The sequence below is a fragment of the Tateyamaria sp. GN1-10 genome (genome assembly GCF_055693845.1).
This window is the reverse complement of sequence record NZ_JBVFUR010000004.1, coordinates 4,031,897-4,052,542: the sequence shown is the minus strand read 5'-3', so window position 1 is coordinate 4,052,542 and position 20,646 is coordinate 4,031,897. Positions and strand designations below refer to the sequence as shown.

Sequence of the window (20,646 nt, the reverse complement as noted above, 5' to 3'; positions counted from 1 at the left end):
ACCAAATCTGCGATGTCCGCGCGCCCGATTTGCACAGGAAACGGGTCGCATGCCGTGCGCCCATCCCCTACATTTCCATCATGGAACAGATACAGCACAACGACGCCGAAACCGGCTACCACTTCAATGTCATGCGGCGCGCCATCGATCTGATCGACAGCGCTGACGGGCCGTTGAGCCTGGATGCCCTCGCCGCAGAGATGGGCATGAGCCCCGCGCATTTCCAGCGCATTTTCTCGCGTTGGGTTGGGGTGTCGCCGAAACGGTTCCAGCAATACCTGGCGCTGGGCCATGCCAAGGCGCTGCTAAATGAGCGTCTTACCACCCTTGATACCGCACATGCCACGGGCCTGAGCGGGTCTGGACGTCTGCATGATCTGTTCCTGCGATGGGAGGCCATGAGCCCCGGAGACTATGCCAAGGGTGGCGCAGGGCTGACCATCTATTGGGGGTGGTTTGACAGCCCGTTTGGCCTTGCCCTTGTTATGGGCACCGACAAGGGAATTTGCGGTCTGGGCTTCGCTGCCGAGACGGGCGAGGACTGGGCCATGGAGGATCTTGTCCGCCGGTGGCCCAAGGCGAGTTTTGTTGAGGATCCGATGCGGTTGCGCCCCTGGGTTCTGGCCGCTTTCGGGGCTGAGGATGCGGAGTTGAAGGAAGCGCCACTTTACCTGATCGGTGCCCCGTTTCAGATCAAGGTGTGGGAGGCGTTGCTGCAGATCCCGTCGGGGCATGTCACCACCTATTCCGAGATCGCCGAGAGCATTGGCAATCCGCGGGCCGTGCGTGCCGTCGGAACGGCGGTGGGCCGCAACCCGGTCAGCTGGCTGATCCCATGCCACAGGGCGCTGCGCAAATCCGGTGGGCTTGGGGGCTATCATTGGGGTTTGCCTGTCAAGCGGGCCCTGTTGGCCTATGAATCCGCGCGGGTTGAGGCCTGAGTTTCCGTTAACCCGTTGATCACAATGATGGGCAGGATGCTGCTTATCATATTTTCCCCCTATTTATGGGGGCCGTACGCACCTATCTTGCATTCCCATAAAGGGTCATGCCCGAACATGGCCCCGTTTTGGAAGGCAGTAGGACCATAGATATGCTTAGATCCCCAACCATCATCGCCATGGGCGCCATCGTTGCGCTGAGCGCATGTACCGACCCCGCAGCAATAGGCAATGTCGGACCAAGCGGCGAGCCGATCAACCAGAAACGCAACACGGGTGCGGCCATCGGGGCCGCGTCGGGTGCTGTCATTGGGGCCGTGACAGGCAACCGCAACACCGCGATTGCTGGGGCCGTCGTCGGCGGCCTTGTGGGCGGGGCCATCGGCTATGACCTTGACCAGCAAGAAGCCGAGCTGCGGCGCGAGTTGGCCAGTGGCGTGACCATCACCAACACGGGCGACCGTCTGATCGTGTCCTTCCCCGAAGCGATCCTGTTTGCCGTCAACAGCTTTACCGTGCGTCCGGGTCTGAATTCGGACATGGCGGCGCTGGCGCGCAGCCTTGAGCGCTATCCAGCGTCGACCGTGCAGGTCGTCGGTCACACCGACAGCGACGGTGATGCCGCGTTCAACCAGCAGCTTTCCGAGCGCCGCGCCAATGCGGTTGCCGATGTGCTGCTGAACCAGGGCGTGCCGTTCAACCGCGTTCAGACCTTTGGCCGCGGCGAAAGCCAGCCCATCGCGACGAACCTGACGCCAGAAGGCAAGCAGCAGAACCGTCGGGTCGAGATCGTGATCCTGCCCAATTCGCAGTAATCACCAGCGACAATTCAGTATCAGAGGCCCCGGACATGTTCCGGGGCCTCTTGCGTTATGGGGTGATCGCGCCATGTTACCCGCGATAACGATACAAGGGACAGATCATGACGACGCCAACACTCCTCGGCATTTCGGGGTCGATGCGCAAGGCATCCACCAACACCAAGCTGGTGCGCGAAGCCGCCCGATTGTTTGGCGATTGCACCTATGTCGAGGCCGATCTGCACATGCCTTTGTACGATGGTGATGTAGAAGCGTCCGAAGGGGTGCCCGAGGCGGCCCAGCTGATCGCCCGTCAGATCGCAGAGGCTGATGCGGTTGTGATTTCGACGCCTGAATACAACAAGGCGCCCCCCGGTGTATTGAAGAACGCGCTGGATTGGGTCAGCCGGGTCGAGGGGCGTCCGTGGACAGATAAACCCGTCGCCGTGATGTCTGCAGCTGCCGGACGGGCCGGGGGCGAACGCGCGCAGATGGTGTTGCGTGGCTACATGGTGCCGTTCCGTCCGTGTATCTTGCAGGGGCCGGAGATTCATCTGGCCGCGTCATCCAGCCAGTTTGACGATGACGGCCAGTTGACGGGCGAGATCTATGTCCGCGAGTTGACCCAGCTGATGCAATCCCTGCGCGCCGAGATCGGACGCTAGTCCGCCCGCACGGCGATTTCGATCAGGTTGCCGTCAGGGTCGCGGACATAGAGCGATTGCATGGGCCATTGTGCCCCGGTGCGCGGGACAGGCCCCAGCTCGATCGCTGTGCCTGTCTCTTCCAAATGCGCCTGCCAATCGCTGAGTGATGTTTCGGTCAGGAAGCACAGGTCGGCTGTGCCCACATCGGCCTTGTGCGCTTTGGGTTCGAACTCTGCCCCCAACTGGTGCAGGTTGATCTTGTGCGCGCCAAAGAACAGCGCGTGACGCGGGCGTTCGCCGGGGGTTTCGAGCACGCGATGAGTCATGCCGAGAACCTTGGTGTAGAATGCGATTGTTGCATTCATGTCTGCCGCGGTGATGACAAGATGATCGAGGCTGTAGAGAGTGGGTTGTTCCATTTTCCGGTTCCGTCGCGCAGGGTGCACCCATGCAGAGTGCCAAGAGTGATATGCTTCGTCAAAGCGATGTGATGGACCCCGCCCGCGCCCGCGCCATGCAGGTGGCTTTGGGGCGTGTGCCGGACCTTGTGCCCGGTAAGCCGATGCCGCCGTTCTTTCACCAGCTCTATTTCTGGTCCCCCGAGCCGCCGGATCGTCTGGGCCGGGATGGGCATCCGAAGGTGGGTGGGATCATCCCTGACATGGGATTGCCCCGCCGCATGTGGGCCGGTGGGCGGTTGCAGTTCGATGCGCCGCTGTTGCTTGGCGTGAGGGCGGAGAAGGTGACGTCGTGCGAGAGTGCAACCCGCAAGGAGGGGCGGACCGGGCCGTTGGCCTTTGTCACATTGCGGCACGAGATATGGCAGGACGACGCGCTGTGTGTGACCGAGTGGCAGGACCTTGTCTATCGTCACGACCCCGATCCGAACGCGCCGCGTCCCGTGCCGCCCGTTGCGGCCACGGATGAGGATGTCGCGCAGCTGCACAGCTTTGATGCCACGCTGCTGTTTCGCTATTCGGCTTTGACCTTCAACGGGCACCGCATCCACTATGACCAACCCTATGCCCGCGATGTTGAGGGGTATGATGGGTTGGTCGTGCATGGCCCGCTTTTGGCGCAGCATCTGATGCTGCTGGCGGAGGCGGGTTTGGGGCCGCTTGAGCAATTCCGCTTTCGCGCAACATCGCCCCTGATGCATCACGAGGTGGGGACGTTTTGCCGGAAGGGTCGAAAGCTGTGGGTGCGGGGGCCCGACGGGCGGCAGTGCATGGAGGCGGAGGCCTGACGCTGGGGTCTCGCCCGGCCTTTGGGCCGGGCAGCGCCGACCCGCCCCCATGGGGCGGTGCTATCACGCCAACCCGCGGGTCGACGCTGCCCTCAGTCTAAATCATTGACGGCAGCGCGTCGCTAAAGCGAAGCCGCGACCTCGAACCCTTGCGGGATGGTATCGCGTCCGTCGAGGATGAGGTCGGCCATGGTCTGGGCGACCTTGGGGGCCATGCCGAAACCGATCTTGAACCCTCCGTTCGCAATGTAGTGCCCTGGCCTTTCGGGCCATGGTCCCAGCATGGGTGCGCGACTGCGGCTGCGGGGGCGCAGGCCTGCCCATCGGGCAAGCACCTTGGCATCCTGTAGCGCTGGGATGGCGGCGCGGGCGCGGGTCAGGATGTCGTCCAATTGCGTGTCTGTGTCGGTGGGGCTGTCGTAGTCTCGTTCCGTTGTCGATCCGATGGCAGTTGTCCCGTCTGCGTGCGGGATGATGTGAAGCGTGTCGGCGAAGAGTTGGGGGGCGTCTGGTGCGGCGAAGTCCAGAAGGGCCGCTTGCCCCTTGATCCCGGCGCCGACCATGCGGGTGTTGCTTGCGGTCAATTCTTCGAGGCCTGCGACGCCGGTGGCGTGCACGGTGATATCGGTTTCCGGTGCGTCGCCTTTGATCTGGACGCCATGGGTATCGAGCGCGGCGGCGAGAGCCGCGCACGCCTGACGGGGGTGGATGCGGGCGCTGAGCGTGTCGAAGATTTCCATGCCCGTGGGGCTGTGCGCCGCCCAGTTGGGGTTTGCGATGTGTCGGACAGTCCAAGTGGCGGCGTCACCCCAGAGGGCTTTGGCCGTTTCGCTGCGTTGATGGGCGAGCGCCAGTGCCGCATCGTCGGCGATGGGTTGGCAGCGACCTGTGCGGGCGTAGCCGGGAGACATTCCGCTGGTCGTCTCAACTTCTGCCCAGAAGGTTTCTGCCATCAACAGACTTTCCAGTTGGAACTGCTTTTTCGGGTTCCAGTTTTCCGGCACGTGCGGGGCAAGGGCACCTACGATCCCGCCTGACGCACCCGCGCCAAGGCCGTTTGGATCAACCACTTGTACCCGCGCCTCGCGCTGGGCGAGGACCCACGCGATGGACAGGCCAAAGATGCCCGCGCCGCGCACGGTGATGTCTGCCGTTGCCATTCCAGATGCCTTTCGCCAAGGTCGCCGCGACACCTTCTACAGGGGCAGATGATGCAGGACCAGCGGGCAGAGCTTGAGTGGCGCGACGGGACGGTGCCGGTGTCCACGCGCTTTGACGATCCGTATTTTTCCCTCGACAACGGGCTAGCCGAGACGCGGCACGTGTTTCTGGGCGGCAATGACCTGCCCGCGCGGTTCCGAGACGGGTTTCATGTGGTCGAATTGGGGTTTGGCACGGGGCTGAACTTTTTGACCGCGTGGGCCGCATGGCGCGCTGCTGGGGTTGAGGGGCGCTTGCATTTCACCAGTTTTGAGGCGTTTGCGATGGGGTGCGATGCGATGGAGAAAGCGTTGGCCGCCTTTCCAGAGGTTGCGGATTTGGCGGCGCAGCTTGTGGCGTCGGGCGGTGGGTCGGCTGAGTTCGAGGATGCGATGTTAACTGTGATCGCAGGGGATGCGCGCGAGACGCTGCCCAAGTGGGACGGCAAGGCTGATGCGTGGTTTCTGGATGGGTTTTCGCCCGCCAAGAACCCGGAACTGTGGGGTGCGGACCTGATGGCCGAGGTGGCGCGCCATACTGTCCCCGCGGGGACAGCGGCCACATACACGGCGGCGGGTGTTGTGCGGCGTGGGCTGGAGGAGGCAGGGTTCACTGTCACCCGAACACCCGGCTTTGGCCGCAAGCGGCATATGACACGGGCGGTACTGGGGTGAGCCAAGGCAATAACACGCGGCTGGGCATTGCGCTGATGATCGCAGTGTCGGTGGTGTTTGCGAGCCAGGATGGTATCTCTCGCCACTTGGCCGGGGAGTACAACGTCTTCATGGTGGTGATGATCCGGTATTGGTTCTTTGCTGCCTTTGTCATCACCATTGCTGCGCGCAAGGCGGGCGGTGTGCGGGCGGCGGCGCAAACGCGGCAGCCCGTGGTGCAGGGGCTGCGTGGGCTGTTATTGGCCGCTGAGATTTGCGTGATGGTCACGGCCTTTATCGTGTTGGGGCTGGTGGAGAGCCATGCCGTCTTTGCCGCTTATCCGCTGCTGGTTGCTGCCCTGTCGGGGCCGATCTTGGGCGAGCATGTTGGGTGGCGGCGCTGGGCTGCTATCGGGGTGGGCTTCATTGGCGTTTTGTTCATTCTGAAACCCGGCTTGGGTGTCTTTGACCCGGCGGCGGTGATCCCGCTGGCCTCGGCCATCATGTTTGCCGTCTATGGCTTGCTGACCCGCTATGTCGCGCGGGATGACAGCACGGCGACCAGCTTTTTCTGGACCGGGACCACGGGTGCTGTCGCCATGACCTGTGTTGGCGTCTGGTTCTGGGAGCCGATGACCGGCCCGGATTGGGGTTGGATGGGCGCGCTATGCCTGACGGGGGCCTTGGGACACTGGTTGCTGATCCGCACCTACGAGGTGGCGGAGGCAAGCGCGGTGCAGCCCTTTGCCTATTTCCAGATGGTCTTTGCCGCGCTGGTTGGTATCACCGTCTTTGGTGAGGTGCTGGAGATCAATGTGATTATGGGTGCCGCCATCATCGTGGCGGCCGGCCTATTCACCCTGTGGCGCGAACGACAGCAGGGTTGAGCCGGTGAGTTCCTCGCTGAACGGGATCGGCAGAGGGTCCTTACCCAGCCGTGCCCGGTAAATAGGAAGGCTTTCAGTCACCCGCATGACGTAGTTGCGGGTTTCGCGGAAGGGGATGTGTTCGATCCAGTCGATGACGTCGAAATCGTCGCGTTCAGCGCGCGGATTGCCATAGCGCAGCATCCACTGGTTGGGGCGTGAGGGACCCGCGTTGTAGGCGGCAGACATCAGGACAACGTTGCCATCGAAGCGCCTTGCCAGTTGGCTGAGATAAGTGGCCCCGAGTTTCGCGTTGTAGGCTGGGTCAGAAATCATGCGGCCCGTTGTGTGGTCGGCGGACAGGCCAAGGCTGGCCGCAACCTCGCGCCCTGTGCCGGGCATGACCTGCATCAGCCCGCGCGCGCCGACGCTGGATTGCACAACCGGGTCGAATTCGGATTCGCGTCGGGCGATGGCAAGCGACATTTCGGGGGCCATGGGCAGGTCGGCATCTGCAAGGGGGTGCAGCGGGTAGTAGGGCGCGTGGATCGTGATGCCGCGCCGTGCGACGCGCTTGCCGATCATCACCCCGAGATGTGGCTGATCCGCGTCGACGGCGGCTTGGCCGAGCTGACCGGCTTCCGCTCGGTCGAGGCTTTCGGCGAGGTGGGTCCAGAACCGTTCAGCCAGTGAGAGTTCTCCGGAGGCTTGCAGCAGGAGGCCGGCTTCGAACAGGTCGCGGGTGGCGAGGGGGCTGTCCTGCCAAGGTTCAAATTGCTCGGAACCGTCAAGGCCGGGCTCAATGGGGAGGCCGCCCTTTTCGGCGGCGAGGAGGCCATAAAAGGAGGTCTGGTATTGCGCCCCCTCGGCATAGGCGGCTTGGGCTTCTTCGGTATTGCCCATCGCTTCGTGCGCGCGGCCGATCCAGTAACCTGCGCGTCCGCGCGAGATGGGGGAGCGGGTGGCGTTGCGGTGGTTCTGGAAGTGGCCGAGTGCGACCTCGGGGTCTTTGAGCAAACGCAAGGCGATGTAGCCCGACAGCCATTCCAGATCGGCATAAGCGGACCCTTCGGTCAGGAAGTGCCGGGTGGCAAGCTGGTAGGCAAGGGCGGCGTCGCCGTCCCGCATCTCGTCGCGTGCAAGGGCCCGGCGGCGATTGGACCATTCGTCGGGTCGACCGAGGGCTTCAACGGAGCGGGAGCGGTCCATGAGAAGTTCCTTGGCGTCGTCCCAGCGCCCTTTGCGCAGCCGCCATTCAAAGCGGGCGTGGGCGAGGCCGGGATCGTCCTGCAATGCGTCTGGCACAGCTTCGATCAGGCCGTCGACATTGTCTGCCAGCGCGCGCAGGCCGATGCGGGCGCGGGCGAGGGCGCTTTGGCCCTTGTCCACGAGGTCGAACATGCGGCGGGCGCTGGTCAAGTCTTCGGACCAGAGCAGCGAGTCGAGACGTGCGGCGTGATGGGGTTTCAGAAGGTCGGTGTGTGCGGCGAGGTAGCGCGCCTGGGCGGTGTTATCCATGGGCATCGTGCGCCATGCCAGCACGAGGTTCGCCTCTGCCTCGCCCACCCGCTCCGCACGGATCAGGGCGGTGGCGTGGGCGAGCACGCCTTCGGGCGTTTGTGGGCCGACATTTTCGAAGAAGGACAGGATGTCAGCGTCGGGTTGGTCGGCCACGACCTCTTCTGATCGTTCGCGCAGCAGCGCCTCGCCCGGCCAGTCGGGGCGTCGCTCAAGGAAGGCGACGACGTCGGCATAGGTTCCACGTGCAGCGCGCAGGCGTTGCCATTCGATAACATCTGCGGCCACCTCACCATCGCGTGCGGCCAGCGCTGCCGCACTGTCCCAGTTGCCGGAACGCAGCGCTTCCATCGCCCAGCCAAGCGGGCGGGGTCGTTCGGCCAAAGCCGCCACAGACAGTGTAAAAAACAGGGCCAAGGCGAGGGCAATCCGGGTCATGTCTTGCAATTCCTGTCGTCGCGTGGCTAGAGCCTAGAGCATATGTTCTGGGCGTGACGTTTCAACTCACGTTTCCGGGCATATGCGAAAATCATCCCAGGCCCTCTGCCTGCCAAACGTAAAAAAGGAGCGTGAGAATGTTTAAAGGTTCTATGCCTGCCCTCGTCACGCCGTTTCGTAACGGCGCTTTGGATCTGGAAACTCTCAAGAAGCTGGTCGAGTGGCATATCGGTGAAGGATCGCACGGGTTGGTGCCTGTGGGGACCACGGGTGAAAGCCCCACGCTGAGCCATGAGGAGCACGAGACGGTGATTGAAACCGTTGTGACGGCTGCTGCGGGTCGGGTGCCGGTGATTGCCGGGGCTGGGTCGAACAACACGGTGGAAGCCATCCGTTTTGTCGAGCATGCCGCGCGCGTTGGTGCCGATGCTGCTTTGGTCGTGACGCCCTATTACAACAAGCCCACGCAGCGTGGTTTGATTGCGCACTATACGGCGCTGCATGATTGCGCCGATATCCCGATCTTCATCTACAACATTCCGGGCCGGTCGGTGATCGACATGACGCCCGAGACGATGGGCGAGTTGGCCAAACTGCCCCGCATTGTCGGTGTCAAAGATGCCACCGGTGATATGGCCCGTGTGTGCGACACACGCATCACCTGCGGCACTGATTTCATCCAGATGTGCGCTGAAGATGCGGTGGCGCATGGGTTCAACGCCGTGGGTGGTGTAGGCTGCATTTCCGTGACCGCGAATGTGGCGCCAAAGCTGTTGAGCCAGATGCAGGAAGCCTGCCTTGCAGGCGACTATGCAACCGCGCTGGACTTACAGACCAAGCTGATGCCGCTGCATAAGGCGATCTTTACCGAGCCTGGCTTGGTGGGTGCGAAATACGCGATGTCCCGTCTGGGCCTGTGTTCGGACGAAGTGCGTTTGCCACTGACCGGTTTGGCGGATGAGACCAAGGCCATGGTCGACGCGGCCCTGGTGCACGCAGGGCTTCTCTGAAAGTGAAAAGGCGGGCTTCATGGCCCGCCTTGTTTTTATCGTTTGCCGTAGTAGAGGCCCACCACGTGCTCGGCTTCCGCAAAGAAGAGCCAACGTGAGGCGAGTGCACCTGCCACGTGGCTGATCACTGCCAGAAGCGCGAGGCCATGCGAGAATGGCGCGGCCGCCAGCAGCAGGACCGGCAGAACCACCATCAGCACGAATGAGATGATCCGCAGTTTCATGCTGTGCTTGCGCCCCACGACAAATGCAAATTCGCGCAGCAGGTAGTTGGTGCCGGTGTGTGGCGGTTCAAACGCGCGCACGCTTCCCCGATTGCCAAGGCCGGTGGCGGTTGCGAGCGTGGTGCCAGAGCTTTTCAGCGCGCCATCGCCTTGCATCCAAAGCACCACCTGAATGACGCCCGAGATGGCGATCAGTGCCATGGCCCATTTCACCTGTCCGGCCAACAGCGCGCCGCCTGCAAGGCTGTAACTAAGGAACATGACCGGTGTGAGGGGCGAGTTCCAGCGCGGGATGGTCTTGAGCTGGGTGTAGATCATGGAGGTGGTGAACACGGTCAGCAGCGAGAAGATCGCGCCGATCAGGCCCAACAGGCCCCAGCGTTGACCAAAGAACACGAGGCCCGCGCCATAAAGCGCCATGACGATCAAGGCAATGACAGCGCAGACGCCTTCGCGGCTGAGCCATGAGGAGCGCCATTGCGTGAACGCTTTCATCGCCCGTTCGGGGTGGCCGAGGTGGAAAGTGGACGAGATCAGCCCACCCACCGCGCACAGGTAGGCGATGACGAAGAAGGCGAAGGCCGTCCAGCCGGTGACCGCGGGGTAACCGAGGCCGAGGAAGGTTAGGAGGCCGAAACCGATGCCGGAGAAGACCGTGAAGAAGATGACGGAAGGTGCTGGATGCATCAGAGTTTCTCCAACGTCTTGTCGAGCCAGCCGAGGAAACCGGAGGCTTCCTGTGCGACAGGTTCGAGGTAGGGGGCAAGGATGTCGATGTCGCCTGCGCCTTCGGACAGCGTGTCCTTTGGGCGGGGCGGCAGGTACTTGTTGACTGGCTTTGTGCCCTGTTCCGGCATCAGGTCCATGCCGCCGCGCTCTGCGGTCAGTTTGGACACGTTGCTGTCGGGGTCCGCGAAGTCGCCGAAGTGGCGCGCGCCTGCGGGGCAGGTGCGGACGCAGGCCGGTTCGCGGTCTTCCTCGGGCAGGTTTTCGTTGTAGATGCGGTCAACACAGAGGGTGCATTTCTTCATCACCTTCTCGACGGCATCCATTTCGCGTGCGCCGTACGGGCAGGCCCATGCGCAGAGACCGCACCCGATGCAGTCGCTTTCGTTGACCAGAACGATCCCATCCTCGACCCGTTTGTAGCTGGCCCCCGTGGGGCAAACCGTGACGCACGGCGCGTCGTCGCAATGCAGGCAGGATTTGGGGAAGTGGATCAGTTGCGCTTCGCCCTGTTCCGGCTGCACCTCGTAGCTGTGCACGCGGTTGAGGAAGGTGCCCGAAGGGTCCGACCCGTAGGCGTCGGTGTCGGCCAGTGGTGCGCCGTAGTTTTCGGTGTTCCAGCCTTTGCACGAGATCACGCAGGCGTGGCAGCCCACGCATGTATCAAGGTCGATGACGAGGCCGAGTTTGCGGTCTGTGGATGTGGGAAGTGTGGTCATGCGGTTGTCCTCACTGAGAGGGCAGGACTGGGGCTCTGCCCCAGACCCCGGGATTTTTTGGAAACAGGGAAGAGTGGACGGTCGTGCTTCATCCCGATGGGCTCGGCTTTGGAGGCGTCCCAATTGGCGATGAAGTAGATGAAGGTGCCGACAGCGACTGCGATGAACGCGGCGATGGCGAGGAGGGTGCGTTGGATCGGTGTCATTTGCCCACCTTCCATGCCAGTTGCTTTGGCCCTTTGCCCACGGGTGATTTGATGGGTTCCATTGCCGGTTGGGATTCCGCTGGTGCTGGCGCTTTTTCGATGCGGACCTTGAGGTCGAACCAGGCGGCTTGGCCTGTGATCGGATCGGAGTTGGCCCATCTGAGGCCGTCACCCTTGGGCGGCAGCAGCTCGTGGATCAGGTGGTTGAGCAGAAACCCCTTGGTCGCCTCGGGCGCGTTTTCGTCCAGCGCCCAAGCCCCCTTGCGCTTGCCGATCGCGTTCCAGGTCCAGACCGTGTTTTCGTTGAGCGCTGCCATTTCGAGGACCGGCACGGTGATTTCGCCGTGGGGCGAGGTCACCTTGGCCCAGTCGCCGTCGCTGAGGCCGTTTTCGCGCATCAGCTTGGTGGGCAGGTAGAGCGGGTTGTGTCCGTGCAACTGCCGCAGCCATGCGTTCTGACTGCCCCAGGAGTGATACATCGCCATCGGGCGCTGGGTCAGCGCGGTGATCGGGTATTGGTCGCCGTGGTTGTCTGGTGCCGGGTCGTACCATATGGGCAGTGGGTCCATCGTGGCCTTGATCCGCTCGCGCAGATGATCTGGTGGCTGGCGGTCGCCGTGTCCTTCGGCGGCCAGTTGGAAGCGCCGCATCGGTTCCACGTAGAGCGTGAAGAGGTAGGGTTGCGGGCTGTCAAAGAGACCCATGCCTACCGCCCAGTCCTGATATGCGGCGTTCCAGGGTTTGTAGTAGTTGGCCCCATCGGGGATGTGTTCGACGAAGAAGCCGCCGTTTTCGATGTAGCGGTCGAGCTGGTCCGGGTTCACGTCGCCGCGGCCCGTATCACTGCCATCGCCGCGGAACCCTGCGAGTGGGCCGATGCCGGGCTTGCGTTCGTGGTTGACGATATAGTCGCCGTAATCGGCATATTTCTGGCTGCCGTCTTCGTTGGTGAAGCCGGGCAGGCCGAGTTTTGCGCCCAGTTCGCACAGCACCGACTGGAACCCGCGCACGTCGCGGTCGGGTTCGATCACGGGCCAGCGGATGGCGTCGGCTGCGGCATCCGCCTCGCAGATCGGACGGTCGAGCAGCGAGATACAGTCGTGTCGTTCGAGGTACGTGGTGTCGGGCAGGATCAGGTCAGCATAAGCGACCATTTCCGAGCTATACGCATCCGAATAGATGATGCGCGGGATCACGTAGTCGCCGTTTTCATCCTTGTCCGTCAGCATGTCGATTACGCCGCGGGTGTTCATGGAAGAGTTCCACGACATGTTCGCCATGTACATGAACAGCGTGTCGATCTTGTAGGGGTCACCCGCATAGGCGTTCGAGATGACCATGTGCATCAGGCCGTGGGCGGACATGGGGTTTTCCCAGGAAAATGCCTTGTCGATGCGGGCGGGTGTGCCGTCTTCTTTCAGCGCCAGATCGTCGGGGCCTTGCACGAAGCCCAGGTGAGGCCCGTCGAGCGGACAGTCCGGTTGCACCCCGCAGTGGGGTTTGGGGTGCGCCGTCGCAGGTTTCGGGTAGGGTGGTTTGAAGCGGAAGCCACCCGGGACTTCGACGGTGCCCAGCAGGATTTGTAGCACGTGCAAAGCGCGACACGTCTGGAACCCGTTGGCGTGAGCAGAGATGCCGCGCATCGAGTGGAAGGACACGGGGCGGCCTTGCATCGTCTTGTGCGTTTCGCCGCGGAAGTCTGTCCATTCCTGGTCCAGCTCGAATGCTTCGTCGAACGCGACGCGGGCGATTTCGGCGGCCAGGATGCGGATGCGCTTGGCGGAGATACCAACGCGCTCGGCCACGGCCTCGGGTGCGTATTCGTCGCTGAGGTAGCGTTCGGCCATGTGCTGCATGACTGTGCGGTGGCTGATGCCTGCGTGACGGTGGGTGGCGGTGAGGTCGGGTTTGACGCCCTTTTGATCGAAGGGGGTCAGCTTGCCCGTAGCACGATCAATGACCAATTCCTTGCCGTCATCGTCCCGCAACAGCAGGCCGAATTCGGGCGACTTTTCATCGCCATTGATCAGGCAGGGCGCGTTGGTGAATTGGGCCAGGTAGTTCACATCGATCTTGCCCGCCTTCATCAGGCAGTGCACGAGGCTGAGGATGAACAGGCCGTCGGTGCCGGGTGTGATGCCCACCCAATCGTCGGCCACCGCGTTGTAGCCCGTGCGGATCGGATTCACACCGATGACGCGTGCACCGCGTGCCTTGATCTTGCCGATCCCCATCTTAATGGGGTTGCTGTCGTGATCCTCGGCCACGCCGAACAGCATGAAGAGCTTGGTGTGGTCCCAGTCAGGCTGACCGAACTCCCAGAACGCGCCGCCCATCGTGTAGATGCCTGCCGCCGCCATGTTGACCGAGCAGAAGCCGCCATGGGCCGCGTAGTTGGGTGTGCCGAAGTTCTGGGCAAAGAAGCTGGTGAAGGATTGCGACTGGTCCCGGCCTGTGAAGAAGGCCAGCTTGCTGGGATCATCCTTGCGGATGGGGGCCAGCCAATCGGTGGCGATTTGCAGGGCTTCATCCCAGCTGATCTCTTCAAATTCGCCTGATCCGCGTTCGCCGACGCGCTTCAGGGGTGCGCGCAGGCGCGAGGGTGCGTTGACCTGCATGATGCCGGCCGAGCCCTTAGCGCAGAGTACTCCCTGGTTCACCGGGTGGTCGCGGTTGCCTTCGATATAGGCGACCTTGCCGTCTTTCATGTGCACGTTGATGCCGCAACGGCAGGCGCACATGTAGCATGTTGTCTTGCGCACCTCGTCCGAAACATGCGGCGACGTGTTGATCTTAGGTTGCTGGAACGTCATCTGGCCTCCCCTTCGCCTGTTGGTCAGGCAAAATAATAAATCCCCGCAAGTATCAGCGCTGCGATAAACACGGTTTCGGTGACAAGCAGGGCGATGGCGGCTCCTCCGACCGCCAGCACCCGCTTGAGGTTTGTTTTCATGCCGACGGCGGCGATGGCGACTAACAGCATCCAGCGGGATGCCTGGCTCATCAAATCGGCCACTGCCGTCGGGATCAGGCTGAGCGAATTCAGCGTTGCCAACGCCAGAAACCCGATCACGAAGACGGGTAGCAGCGGTGGACGTTTGCCGTCCTCCGGGGCTTCGGCAAAGGACCGGATCAGAATGGCCGCAATCAGCACGACCGGGGCCAGCATCGACACGCGGATCAGTTTGACAAGCGTAGCGGTGTCGCCCGCGTTTTCGGATATGGAAAAGCCCGCGCCGACCACCTGCGCCACATCATGGATGGTGGCGCCCAGGAAGATGCCCCCGGCGGTGTCGTCCATGCCCAACTGCGTCACGAGGATCGGATAGGCGATCATGGCAACCGTTGACAGGACGGTCACGCCCAGCACGGTAAAGATTAGGCGTTGTTCCGACCGTTCATCCTTGGGCAGGATCGCACTGATCGCGAGGGCGGCAGATGCGCCGCAAATGGCGACGGACCCTGCCGTGAGGAAGGCAAAGCGCCAGCCGTGGCCGAAAAAGCGTGCGATCAGCAGGCCGAAGCCGATGGTCGCCGCGACGCCGCCGATCACCAGCAGAACGAGGTTCAATCCGAGCCCGGCCATCAGTTCGAAAGAGATGCGCACGCCCAGAAAGGCGATGCCCAGCCGCAGGATCGTGCGCGCGGCAAAGGCGATGCCCTCGACCGTTTTTCCTTCGTCCCCGAGGAAGGCGACCGCGATGCCCAGCAGCAGCGCCATCAGCATCGCCGGCGTGTCGTAATGTTCGGCTAGGAATTGCGCGGTGATGGCGACAAGGATGGCAACCAGAACGCCTGGGAATAGCACGCGGGCGCGTTCCGGGAGGTTTTGGAGGAAGTTTCCTGGGGATCCGGTTATTGTCACGGCGGTGCCCCTTGCATCAGGGTGCGTGCGTCGGTTGCGATCTGGCGTTCTTCGTCGGCTTTGACCACGTGTACCGGGACATCACCGAAAAGGCTGAGATGCTCCATGATGCGGGCGCGAATGGGTTCGGCGTTTTCACCGATGCCGCCTGTAAAGGCGACGGCGTCGAGGCCGCCCATGGCGACAATGGCTGACCCAGCGTGGCGGGCCGCCCAGTAGCAGAAGTGATCGACGGCAAGCCGCGCGGCGTCGGTGTCAGCGGCCAAAAGGAGGCGCATGTCATTGCTGCCACCCAGGCCTTTGAGCCCGCTTTCATGGTTGAGCATGTGGGCGGCTTCGTCCGCGCCATAAATCTCGGCCAGCCGCAGGACGGCCATGCCATCGATTGCACCTGATCGCGTGCACATCGTTAGCCCGTCCAGTGGGGAGTATCCCATGGATGTCGCGACCGAGGTGCCGTTGTGAATAGCACAAAGTGATGCGCCGGAGCCGAGATGGAAGGCGAGCAGCCGCTCGGGCAGTGCATCGCCGAACTGTGTGACAATCCAGGCGTAGCTGAGGCCGTGGAAGCCGTAGCGGCGGATGCCCATGGAACGTGGTTCCTTGGGAAGGGCGTAGGTAGTTGCAACCTCGGGCTGGTTCGCGTGAAACGCGGTGCCGAAGCTGGCGTATTGAGGCAGAGCGGGTGCGAGGGTTTGCAGCGCGCGGATGCCGGCGAGGTTCTTAGGGTTGTGCAGGGGCGCGAGCGGTGTTGCCGCCTCAATCCCCGCGATCACGGTGTCATCAATGGCGCAGGGATCGACCAGTGATGTGCCGCCATGCACTACGCGGTGCGCGGCTGCTGTCAGTTGATCCGGGGTGATCCCTTGCCGCGTGAGACTGTCGAGGATCGTTGTCAGTGCCGCGTCATGATCGGGTGCGGTGACGTTCTGGTCTTCGTCCCCGAGTGTCAGGTGAGCCAATGCGCCGCCAATGCCGCTGACCTGTCCTGCCATCACTTCTGTCAGGTCCGGCTGGAACAGCGCGACCTTGATGGAGGAGGAGCCTGCATTGACGACAAGGATCATGCGGCGGCCATGATGGCCCCGAGGGCCACAGAAGACAGGCGGGCCGCAGGTGGGTCCGCGCGCGAGGTCAAAAGGATTGGCACCTTGGCGCCCATGACGATGCCGCCTGCGCAGCCACCGGCAAGGTAGACAAAGGATTTGAATAGCCCGTTGCCCGACACGATGTCAGGCACGATGATTGCGTCGGCTTTGCCAGCAACCGGATCGTCCGTCATCTTCTTGGTCGCCACGGATTTGGGGGACATGATCAGGTCAAAGGCCAGTGGGCCGGAGAAATCGGCATCCGCTATATTCTCGCGCGCCCAATCGCGCAGCGCGCGCCCCTCCATGGAGGACGGCACGCTTTCGATGGCGGATTCTGTGGCAGACAGGAACGCGACCTTGGGTCGGGCATTGCCCAGTTTGTGGAGCAGCTTGACCACTTCGGCCGTTGCGTCCTGGCGCGTCGCGATGTCCGGGTTTACGTTGACGGCAGCATCAGAGATGGTGATCGACCCGGTGCCGTCCGGTGTGGTGATGTGAAAGATATGGACAAAGCGGCGGCCTGTGCGCAGGCCCGCATCGCGCGACACGGCGGCACGCATGAACGCGTCGGTATGGAGCTGGCCCTTCATCAACACATCAGCGCGGCCTTCGCCACAGGCCAGTGCGGCAGCAGCACCAGAGGCCGCTTCACCCTCGGCTTCGATCAGCTCGAAACCCGAGATGTCCCAATTCAGCTTTTCGGCCTCGGCCTCGATCATGTGACGCTCACCCGTGAAGACCGGGATCATCATGTTGGCTTCGGTTGCTTCCTTGGCTGCCAGCATCGGCAGGGGCGCACCGGCGCGGGCAATGGCCACGCGGGGGCTGGCCGCCTTTTGCGCCATTTCGATGATGTGCGCAGGTGCAATTGCTGTGGCGTCAGACAGGAAGGATTGGGGCACGAAACCACCTTTCAAAAATGAAAAAGAGGGGACGGGCGCGTGCCCATCCCCTCGGGTCTTAGCAGATTAGGCCACAGTTTGCGGAACCATATCGTCTTTGGAGATGCCAGCCACTTTGACGGGCTTCTTCATCGCGTCGCGGCGGAACGGGTCGCCCAGTTCCTGGTTGATCATGGCTTCGATCAGCGTGGTGATGCCATTTTCCATCTGATCTTTGATCGCCTGGTTCAGCGCCGCTGTCAGTTCTTCCTGCGTCCGGGCAACGACGCCCTTCAGGCCACAGGCGTTCGCGATACCGGCATAGGACACTTGTTCATCCAATTCGGTGCCGACGAAGTTGTCGTCGAACCACAGGGTCGAGTTCCGCTTCTCCGCACCCCACTGGTAGTTGCGGAAGACGATCTGCGTGATGGCAGGCCATTCGCCACGGCCGATCGCTGTCAATTCGTTCACCGCGATACCAAAGGCACCGTCACCGGCAAAGCCGACAACCGGAACGTCAGGCTGGCCGATCTTCGCACCCACGATGGCGGGCAGGCCGTAGCCGCAAGGACCAAACAGGCCAGGCGCTAGGTATTTCCGGCCCTCTTCGAAGGAGGGATAGGCGTTGCCGATGGCGCAGTTGTTGCCGATGTCGGAGGAGATGATGGCTTCGACCGGCAGAGCGGCTTGGATCGCACGCCACGCCATGCGAGGTGCCATCCAGTCAGGTTTCGCTGCGCGGGCACGCTCGTTCCAGTTGGTGCCGGGATCGTCCTGCTCTTCGGTCATCGACGTCAGTTCTTGCGCCCATGCCGATTTTGTCTGAGCGATCTTGTCCTTGCGTGCGTCGCGGCCCGCGTCGCCTGCATCATCCGCCAGTTGCGACAGGATGCCGTTCGCCACTTTGGCCGCGTCACCCACGATGCCCACGGTAACTTTCTTGGTCAGGCCGATGCGGTCGGGGTTGATGTCGACCTGGATGATTTTCGCATCCGTAGGCCAGTAGTCGATGCCGTAGCCGGGCAGTGTCGAGAACGGGTTGAGGCGGGTGCCAAGGCACAGAACAACATCCGCTTCCGAGATCAGCTGCATACCGGCCTTGGAGCCGTTGTAGCCCAGCGGGCCAGCGAACAGCGGGTGGTTGCCGGGGAACGCGTCGTTGTGCTGGTAGCCCACGCAGACGGGTGCTGTCAGACGCTCGGCCAGTTCTTGCGAGGCTGCGAGACCACCCTTGGACAGGACAACGCCAGCGCCGTTCAGGATGACGGGGTTCTTCGCCGCGGACAGGATCGCCGCCGCTTCGGCAACCGAGTTTTGACCGCCGGGGGACGCTTCGAATTCGATGGGGTCGGGGATTTCGATGTCCACCACTTGGGTCCAGAAGTCACGCGGGATGTTGATCTGGGCCGGACCGGACAGACGCTTGGCCTGGCTGATCACACGGGTCAGAACTTCGGCGACACGGGTCGGATCACGGACTTCTTCCTGATAGGAAACCATGTCTTCGAACAGTTTCATCTGTTCGACTTCCTGGAAACCACCCTGACCAATGGTTTTGTTCGCAGCCTGTGGTGTGACCAGCAGCAGCGGTGTGTGGTTCCAGTAAGCGGTTTTCACAGCAGTCACGAAGTTGGTGATGCCGGGCCCGTTTTGCGCGATCATCATCGACATCTTGCCGGTGGCGCGTGTGTAGCCGTCAGACATCATGCCGGCTGACCCTTCGTGGGCGCAGTCCCAGAATTGGATGCCCGCATCGGGGAAGATGTCGGAAATGGGCATCATGGCCGAGCCGATAATGCCAAAGGCGTGCTCAATCCCGTGGCGCTGCAGGCACTTCACGAATGCTTCTTCGGTGGTCATCTTCATGGGGCAGTCTCCAATAGAGGCGGGGGCGTCGAGATCGCCCCGGAAATGTTGCAACAGACGTTACTGTTGTGGTGGATGCTGGGTTAGGGCCAGTTGTGATCTCCGAATAAGTCCAGGCTAGTGTGGCAGTGCTTGTGCGATCAGTCCAATTCCATCCTTGATCCGATCGACGTGAATTGAGGAGTATCCAAGGCGGTAGAAGCCCTTGGGTTGATCATCCCCGGAAAAGAAGGCGTGCCCCGGCTCAATCAGTACGCCTGTCTCTTGCAGGCGTTGCGTCAGTTCGCGTGTATCCACTCCATTTGGCGCGCGCATCCAGTAGGAAGAACCGCCAAAAGCGCCCTGGCCTGCGATCTCCAGTCCGTGGGTTTCGATGGCGGCTTGCATTGCATCCCGGCGGACGTGCAACGCGGCCCCCATCTTGCGGATTTGTGCATCGTAGTGGCCCATTGAAAGGAAGTAGGCCGCAGTGCGTTGAATGTGACCCGGCGGGTGGCGCAGGACGGATGTGCGCAGTGCGCGGGCTTCGCGTACAAAGGGTTCTGAGCCAACAAGATAGCCCAGACGCAGCCCTGGGAACAGCGACTTGGAGAAGCTGCCCACATAGATCACGCGCCCGTCTGTATCCATGGACTTGAGCGCGGGTGAGGGCGGGTTGAGAAACGACATCTCAAACTCGTAATCATCTTCGACAATCAGGGCGTCCAACTCGCGTGCGCGGTCCAGCAGGGCCTGCCTGCGCGCCACGGGCATCGTCGAGGTGGTCGGGCATTGGTGGCTGGGTGTAGAAAAGATAACGTCCGTATCCGGGGGAATGCCGTCTGGCGGCAGTCCGTCCCGATCCACGCGCACTGGTGCAAGGTGGCAGCGGGATTGGTTCAGAATCTCGCGTAGAGCCGGATAGCAGGGGTCTTCGAATGCGGCGGTTCGGCGTTGGGTTAGTAGGATTTGCGCGGCCAGCCATAGCGCATTCTGTGCGCCAAGTGTGATAAGGATTTGGTCGGCGTTGGCTGAGATGCCGCGGCGGGGCAGGGTGTTGCGCTGGATAAACTCGATAAGCTGAGGATCGTCCTGATCAAAGTAGTCGGATGTCAGGGCTGCAAAGTCTCTCTGCCCCAGTGCCTGCAGCGCGCATTGACGCCAGTTTGCGTGGTCAAAAAGTTGCGGGTCCGTCTGGCCATAGATGAACGGGTATTTGAAGCGTGCCCAATCCTGCGGCTTGCTGAGTGTGTGGCCACCAGAGAAGCGCTGTCCGATGGCGCGTGTCCAGTCCACCGCATCTCCAGACGTTGGTTGTGGCTGGTAGCTTGGCGGGACGGGTGCGTTCTCAGACACATAGTAGCCAGAGCGTCCACGTGCGGTCAGGTAGTCCGAGGCGACGAGTTCAGTGTACGCAAGCGTCACCGTGATCCGACTGATGCCCAGATGGGTGGCCAGTTTGCGGGTCGAGGGCAGTTTTTCACCCGATCCGAAGCGCCCAGACAGTATGCCATGTGCGATCATCTGCTGCACCTGGCTTTGCAGCGTGCCCTGATGTCCGGGCTGTAAGAAGAATGTTTCGACTGGGAGTGCCATGCCTATAGGGTATTCTGGACCTAATCAGAAATCAATCTGGCATTAAAATGCAGCGAAAAGAAAAGCGTCCACACTAGGCTTAGATGCATAAAGTGCAATTAATGAGATAATTTGTATCATTATCGCCGCAGTAATGCAAGGTGCTTAGCACAATCACTAGTATGCCTTGCG

The 20,646-nt window shown here is 62.1% G+C and carries 19 protein-coding genes; 7 read left to right on the top strand and 12 right to left on the bottom strand.

Annotation, left to right across the window (positions count from 1 at the left end; translation table 11 throughout):
- The first annotated feature begins 80 nt into the window (after positions 1 to 80).
- The 3 genes from ACZ1HN_RS22380 (at position 81) to ACZ1HN_RS22370 (ending at position 2,406) form a co-directional block, all read left to right on the top strand.
- Positions 81 to 941, top strand: coding sequence for a methylated-DNA--[protein]-cysteine S-methyltransferase (locus tag ACZ1HN_RS22380; RefSeq protein ID WP_472729091.1), 861 nt, complete (start codon positions 81 to 83; stop codon positions 939 to 941).
- Positions 942 to 1,093: 152 nt separating this feature from the next.
- Positions 1,094 to 1,756: a YiaD family glycine zipper/OmpA-like lipoprotein gene (locus ACZ1HN_RS22375; protein ID WP_472729090.1), complete on the top strand. Its 663-nt coding sequence runs from the start codon at positions 1,094 to 1,096 to the stop codon at positions 1,754 to 1,756.
- Between the two features lie 107 nt (positions 1,757 to 1,863).
- Entirely contained in the window at positions 1,864 to 2,406 is a 543-nt protein-coding gene (locus ACZ1HN_RS22370; RefSeq protein WP_299208788.1) for an NADPH-dependent FMN reductase, read from the top strand.
- On the opposite strand, the gene ACZ1HN_RS22365 is transcribed toward ACZ1HN_RS22370, so the two are convergent.
- The gene (locus ACZ1HN_RS22365) at positions 2,403 to 2,807 is read right to left on the bottom strand and encodes a VOC family protein (RefSeq protein ID WP_472729089.1); all 405 of its coding nucleotides are present in this window, start codon (positions 2,805 to 2,807) and stop codon (positions 2,403 to 2,405) included. The two genes, ACZ1HN_RS22370 and ACZ1HN_RS22365, sit on opposite strands and share 4 nt — an antisense overlap.
- A gap of 29 nt (positions 2,808 to 2,836) precedes the next feature.
- On the opposite strand from ACZ1HN_RS22365, the gene ACZ1HN_RS22360 reads away from it, so the two are divergent.
- Positions 2,837 to 3,634, top strand: a complete 798-nt coding sequence (locus tag ACZ1HN_RS22360; protein ID WP_472729088.1) for an HTD2 family dehydratase — start codon at positions 2,837 to 2,839, stop codon at positions 3,632 to 3,634.
- A gap of 122 nt (positions 3,635 to 3,756) precedes the next feature.
- On the opposite strand, the gene ACZ1HN_RS22355 is transcribed toward ACZ1HN_RS22360, so the two are convergent.
- On the bottom strand, positions 3,757 to 4,794 hold the full coding sequence (locus ACZ1HN_RS22355; RefSeq protein WP_472729087.1) for an NAD(P)/FAD-dependent oxidoreductase: 1,038 nt from the start codon (positions 4,792 to 4,794) through the stop codon (positions 3,757 to 3,759).
- A 51-nt stretch (positions 4,795 to 4,845) separates the two neighbouring features.
- Between ACZ1HN_RS22355 and mnmC2 the strand changes: the two genes are divergently transcribed.
- Both mnmC2 and ACZ1HN_RS22345 read left to right on the top strand, forming a co-directional pair.
- Entirely contained in the window at positions 4,846 to 5,508 is a 663-nt protein-coding gene (gene mnmC2 / locus ACZ1HN_RS22350) for a tRNA (5-methylaminomethyl-2-thiouridine)(34)-methyltransferase MnmC2 (protein ID WP_472729368.1), read from the top strand.
- Positions 5,505 to 6,374 carry a DMT family transporter gene (locus tag ACZ1HN_RS22345; RefSeq protein WP_472729086.1) on the top strand — a complete coding sequence of 290 codons (870 nt, stop codon included), beginning with the start codon at positions 5,505 to 5,507 and terminating at the stop codon, positions 6,372 to 6,374. The genes mnmC2 and ACZ1HN_RS22345 overlap by 4 nt, the downstream gene beginning before the upstream one ends.
- On the opposite strand, the gene ACZ1HN_RS22340 is transcribed toward ACZ1HN_RS22345, so the two are convergent.
- On the bottom strand, positions 6,339 to 8,309 hold the full coding sequence (locus tag ACZ1HN_RS22340) for a lytic transglycosylase domain-containing protein (protein ID WP_472729085.1): 1,971 nt from the start codon (positions 8,307 to 8,309) through the stop codon (positions 6,339 to 6,341). The two genes, ACZ1HN_RS22345 and ACZ1HN_RS22340, sit on opposite strands and share 36 nt — an antisense overlap.
- A gap of 137 nt (positions 8,310 to 8,446) precedes the next feature.
- Here ACZ1HN_RS22340 and dapA point away from each other — a divergent pair, with 137 nt between their 5' ends.
- Positions 8,447 to 9,319 (top strand): 4-hydroxy-tetrahydrodipicolinate synthase, encoded by an 873-nt coding sequence (gene dapA / locus ACZ1HN_RS22335; protein ID WP_472729084.1) that lies wholly within the window; start codon positions 8,447 to 8,449, stop codon positions 9,317 to 9,319.
- A gap of 35 nt (positions 9,320 to 9,354) precedes the next feature.
- Here dapA and ACZ1HN_RS22330 read toward each other — a convergent pair whose 3' ends face one another.
- From ACZ1HN_RS22330 to pdxR, 9 genes are all read right to left on the bottom strand, one after another.
- On the bottom strand, positions 9,355 to 10,230 hold the full coding sequence (locus ACZ1HN_RS22330; RefSeq protein WP_299744566.1) for a dimethyl sulfoxide reductase anchor subunit family protein: 876 nt from the start codon (positions 10,228 to 10,230) through the stop codon (positions 9,355 to 9,357).
- Positions 10,230 to 10,988, bottom strand: coding sequence for a 4Fe-4S dicluster domain-containing protein (locus tag ACZ1HN_RS22325; RefSeq protein ID WP_472729083.1), 759 nt, complete (start codon positions 10,986 to 10,988; stop codon positions 10,230 to 10,232). The genes ACZ1HN_RS22330 and ACZ1HN_RS22325 overlap by 1 nt, the downstream gene beginning before the upstream one ends.
- Positions 10,985 to 11,194, bottom strand: a complete 210-nt coding sequence (locus ACZ1HN_RS22320; RefSeq protein WP_299208762.1) for a hypothetical protein — start codon at positions 11,192 to 11,194, stop codon at positions 10,985 to 10,987. Before ACZ1HN_RS22320 ends, ACZ1HN_RS22325 begins: the two co-directional genes overlap by 4 nt.
- Positions 11,191 to 14,007: a molybdopterin oxidoreductase family protein gene (locus tag ACZ1HN_RS22315; RefSeq protein ID WP_472729082.1), complete on the bottom strand. Its 2,817-nt coding sequence runs from the start codon at positions 14,005 to 14,007 to the stop codon at positions 11,191 to 11,193. Before ACZ1HN_RS22315 ends, ACZ1HN_RS22320 begins: the two co-directional genes overlap by 4 nt.
- 23 nt (positions 14,008 to 14,030) lie before the next feature.
- Positions 14,031 to 15,002, bottom strand: a complete 972-nt coding sequence (locus ACZ1HN_RS22310) for a YeiH family protein (RefSeq protein ID WP_472729081.1) — start codon at positions 15,000 to 15,002, stop codon at positions 14,031 to 14,033.
- Between the two features lie 53 nt (positions 15,003 to 15,055).
- Positions 15,056 to 16,126, bottom strand: coding sequence for an acetate/propionate family kinase (locus tag ACZ1HN_RS22305; protein WP_472729080.1), 1,071 nt, complete (start codon positions 16,124 to 16,126; stop codon positions 15,056 to 15,058).
- A complete protein-coding gene (locus ACZ1HN_RS22300; RefSeq protein ID WP_472729079.1) occupies positions 16,123 to 17,052 on the bottom strand; it encodes a phosphate acyltransferase in 930 nt (309 codons plus the stop codon). The genes ACZ1HN_RS22305 and ACZ1HN_RS22300 overlap by 4 nt, the downstream gene beginning before the upstream one ends.
- A 66-nt stretch (positions 17,053 to 17,118) precedes the next feature.
- Positions 17,119 to 18,900, bottom strand: coding sequence for a sulfoacetaldehyde acetyltransferase (xsc, locus tag ACZ1HN_RS22295; RefSeq protein ID WP_299208753.1), 1,782 nt, complete (start codon positions 18,898 to 18,900; stop codon positions 17,119 to 17,121).
- Between the two features lie 117 nt (positions 18,901 to 19,017).
- A complete protein-coding gene (gene pdxR / locus ACZ1HN_RS22290) occupies positions 19,018 to 20,475 on the bottom strand; it encodes a MocR-like pyridoxine biosynthesis transcription factor PdxR (protein ID WP_472729078.1) in 1,458 nt (485 codons plus the stop codon).
- Between the last annotated feature and the right edge of the window lie 171 nt (positions 20,476 to 20,646).